The organism is Halolamina salina, from assembly GCF_042678005.1.
Taxonomy (GTDB): Archaea; Halobacteriota; Halobacteria; order Halobacteriales; family Haloferacaceae; genus Halolamina; species Halolamina salina.
In genome coordinates this window covers 318-3,825 of sequence record NZ_JBHUDH010000197.1, presented here as the reverse complement: position 1 = coordinate 3,825, position 3,508 = coordinate 318, and the positions used below count along the sequence as shown (strand labels likewise).

General features: G+C 71.7%; 5 protein-coding genes. 3 read left to right on the top strand and 2 right to left on the bottom strand.

Going from position 1 to position 3,508, the window contains the following annotated elements:
• On the top strand, positions 1-450 hold a 450-nt coding region (locus tag ACFR9S_RS14335; protein ID WP_379818929.1), incomplete at its 5' end, for a DUF7490 domain-containing protein.
• Positions 447-794, top strand: coding sequence for a hypothetical protein (locus ACFR9S_RS14330; RefSeq protein WP_379732726.1), 348 nt, complete (start codon positions 447-449; stop codon positions 792-794). The genes ACFR9S_RS14335 and ACFR9S_RS14330, both read left to right, overlap by 4 nt.
• Here ACFR9S_RS14330 and ACFR9S_RS14325 read toward each other — a convergent pair whose 3' ends face one another.
• Positions 795-1,652, bottom strand: a complete 858-nt coding sequence (locus tag ACFR9S_RS14325) for a ZIP family metal transporter (protein WP_379818928.1) — start codon at positions 1,650-1,652, stop codon at positions 795-797.
• Between the two features lie 60 nt (positions 1,653-1,712).
• Entirely contained in the window at positions 1,713-2,948 is a 1,236-nt protein-coding gene (locus ACFR9S_RS14320; RefSeq protein ID WP_379818927.1) for a hypothetical protein, read from the bottom strand.
• An 84-nt stretch (positions 2,949-3,032) separates the two neighbouring features.
• On the opposite strand from ACFR9S_RS14320, the gene ACFR9S_RS14315 reads away from it, so the two are divergent.
• Positions 3,033-3,508, top strand: a 476-nt coding sequence (locus ACFR9S_RS14315; protein WP_379818926.1) for a geranylgeranylglyceryl/heptaprenylglyceryl phosphate synthase, incomplete at its 3' end; no start/stop codon positions are given.

Genomic DNA, 3,508 nt, shown 5'->3' with positions numbered 1-3,508 from the left:
GACCTCGGCGGCTGGCTCACCGCCACCGGCCCCAGCGAGGCCGACTCGCTGTCGGTGACGTTCGTCCTCCGGCAGGCCGAGTCCAACGTCGTCGCCGCCCGGACGAGCGTCGAGGCCGGCGGCCTGCAGGAGGGCCGCACCGAGATGGTGACCACCGAGGTGTCCGTCCCCAGCGAGTACAACTACTACGTCGACGCCGTGCTCACGCGCGACGGCGTGATCGTCGACACCGCGGGCGGGGTGGTGAACCTCGATCCCACCGAGACGCTCGAACGCGACCAGACCCAGCAGGACGTCGAGTTCGACGCCAGCGACTTCGAGAGCGACGAGACGCCCCCCGATCGATCCACGAGGGGCGAAACCACGGCGGCGCAGACGCCCGGGTTCGGCCCGGTCGTCGCCGTCGTCGCACTCCTGAGCGCGGCGCTGCTCGCGCGGAGGCGGCGATGAGCGACGACGAACCCGACGGGGACGCACAGCCCGAGGACCGAGCCACGATCGAGCCAACCATGACCGACCACCCCGACGAGAACGACAGCGATCACGAGGAAACCGAGCCGCATCAGACCGACGAGGGACGCGACCTCCGGCGCACGCTCAACTACGTGCTGTTGGCGGGGCTCTCGCTGGTGGCGCTGATCGCGACGCTACAGCTCTACTTCAACGTCTCCTCGGCGATCAACCAGTGGATCAGCCACGAGTACCGCTCGCTGTTCCAAGCGGCGTTCAACCTCGTCGTGTTGCTGCTGGTCGGCTCGGCGATGGTCTGGCAGGTGCGGCGGCTCCGGGAGTAGTCACGGGCCGCCGGTCACGGCCAGCCACAGCAGGACGACCACGGCGCCGCCGAGCACCGTCGACGCCACCGCGTGGAGCCGGAGCCGATCGAGCACTTCGTGGGCGTCGTCGTCGACGCTCAGCGCGTCGTGGACCTCGCTCCCCAGCTCACACCGCGGGAGGAAGTCCATCGCGACGTGGAGGAACACCCCGGTCGCGAACCCGAACACCAGCCCGTTCACCGGCGGCGACGCCGGCAGCGCGATCGCGCTCGACACCACCGCGACCACGCCGACTCCCGAGGCGGGCAGCAGGATCGGAACCCACGAGCGCCCGTTCCGCTGGAGGCGGTCCGCGGCGGCGTACCCCGCCGGCCCCTTGTGGGAGACGATCGCGACGCCCAGCAGCGGCCCGAGCTCGGGCATGTTGCCGTAGACGATGCCGATGATCGCCCCCGCCGCGGCGGCGTGGGCGGTGAGCTGTGCGACGGTCGAGTCCATCGGCAGCTCCGCGTGGGAGAGCCGGTGGCCGATCGCGTGGCCGCCGAAGCCGACGATCACGCCCGTCGCGACGCCCAGCCCGCCGAACTTGAGGTGGTGGTTCAGCGCGTCCGGGAGCAGGAACAGCCCGACGCTGACGATCATCGCGCCGCTGGCCAGCCCGGAGCCCCAGACGAGCGTCGAGGGGCGCTTCTCACCGGTCCGGCGGGCCAGCGCCACGCCGCCGACCATCGCCGCGAACGCGACCCAGCCGATGCCGACCGGCTTCGTCGCGCCCATCGCGACGCCGGCGGTCGACGCCACGAGCAGCGCCAGCACGCCCGCACCGCCCACCAGCCGCTCGCTCCGCGACGACGTCGGAGTAGCCTCTGTATCCATCTATTTGTGAATCACTGCACCGAAGTTAATAAGCCCTCGTAGTCGGTCCGGTCGACGGCGTTACCGCGGGAGCTTCCCCGGGTCGCCGTCCTGCCGGATGTACTCGACGGCGATGCCCGTGATCGGCGCGTCGGACGTGTCGGCGGCGTCGCGGGCGGCGTCGAGGTACGACTCCGTGATCGAGACGACCCGCTCGTACGCGTCAGCGTCGCTGTCGGCCAGCAGGTACTCCGCGGTGACTGGGGTGAGCTGGCCTTCCCGCACGTCGGCCGCGAAGTCGTCCACGTCGTCCAGCCAGACCTGCGCGCCGATGATGGAGAGTACGACCGCGCGCTCGAACTCCGGGGAGAGTTCGACGCCGGCCTCGCGGAACATCTCGACCATCCCGTGGTAGATCACGCCCACGCGGCCGTACTGAGTGACGAGGTAGGGGAGGTCGAGTTCGGTCTCGTCGAACAGTTCGGGCGTCCCCTCGAACGCCGCGTGTTTGTACTCCTCCCGGAGCGCCTCGCGGGCGGCCGCGGCGTCGGTCGCGTCGCGGTCGGGTGCGTCGACGGTCACGTCCTCGACCGCGCCGGCCTCGGCGGCGTCGACGGCGGCCGCCATCAGCTCCCGGAAGTGCGGGTCGCGGTCCTGATGGGCCTCCGAGCGGTCGACCGCGGCGTCGTAGGCGTCCCGAACGTCGTCGGGGAACGCGGCGAACTGCTCCTGGACCGCGGCCTGCAGCACCTCCTGTGCGACTTCGGCGACGCGCTCGCGATCCGCCAGCGAGAGGTCGAAGTCGACCGCGAAGTCCTCGTACTCCCCGTCGTTGATCGCGTCGCGCATGTCGCCGTCGAGCAGGGCGACGACGACCAGTTCGGCCACCTCGCGGGCGCGGCGCGTCTCCCCGACCAGTTCGACGGGGTCGGCGTCGGTCTCGGTACGGCGCCGGCGGAGCTTCGAGATCGGGTCGGTCGCGCGCCGGCCCGAGACGGGATCGACCCCCGGCGGCGCGACTTCGCTGGCCCGACGGTAGACGTGTGCGAGCGTGAGTTCGACCGGCATCGTGAGCTTGGTGTCGTAGGAGAACTCGACCGATTCCCGGCCGAACTCGGCGGCGAGGGCGGCCTCCACGTCGGCGTAGGCGTCGTCGACCATCCGCTCGATCTCGTCTTCGACGCGCTGCTGGAGGCGGATCGCCCTGAGTTCGAGCGAGCCGCCGGCGGCGTAGTGGCTGAACACCGCGCGGGCGGGCGTCGGGAGCGCGTCGACGCCCGCGAGCCGGTCGGCGACCCGGCGGAGCGGTCCGGACATGGCCGTGGGTGGGCCGACCAGCGGTTTGAAGCTGTCCATCCCCGAACCGACCGGGTTTTTGCCGCCCGGCGGCGAAGCACCCCTATGCGACGGGATCTCGCAGCCCGGGGCGAGCGCGCGGTCGACGCCGCGCGGCTGCTCGCCCGGAGCGCGCTCGACACCAATCCGGTGCCCGACTGGGACCACGTGACGAAAGTCGACCCCGAGGGCGCGAAGAAGCTCCCGCTGCTGTACCCGCTGTGGCTCGCCGAGACCGACGCCGTCTCGGTCGGCGGCTCCGCGGACGTGACGCCGGCGAACACCGAGGCCGCGTTCGACCTGCTGGCGCCGCTGTCGACGCCGGTCTGTCACGAGCCCAGCGGCGCCGACCACGTCACCGAGCAGAGTCAGGAGACCGCCGACCTGCTGCTCGTGCCGGAGGTGCTCAACGGCGATAGCGAGGCGCTCGTCGGGACGCTGGGGGTCGCGATCGAGAGCGTCCGCGAGGTGCTCGCGCCCCAACTCGTCGGCCGGAAGGCGCCGTGGCTGCCCGACCGCGTCGCCGACTGGCTCGCGAGCGT

Excerpts from the sequence above, each read along its gene's own strand:
- ACFR9S_RS14330 (WP_379732726.1), top strand. The coding sequence starts at position 447 with ATGAGCGACGACGAACCCGACGGGGACGCACAGCCCGAGGACCGAGCC.
- ACFR9S_RS14325 (WP_379818928.1), bottom strand. The coding sequence starts at position 1,652 with ATGGATACAGAGGCTACTCCGACGTCGTCGCGGAGCGAGCGGCTGGTG.
- ACFR9S_RS14320 (WP_379818927.1), bottom strand. The coding sequence starts at position 2,948 with ATGTCCGGACCGCTCCGCCGGGTCGCCGACCGGCTCGCGGGCGTCGAC.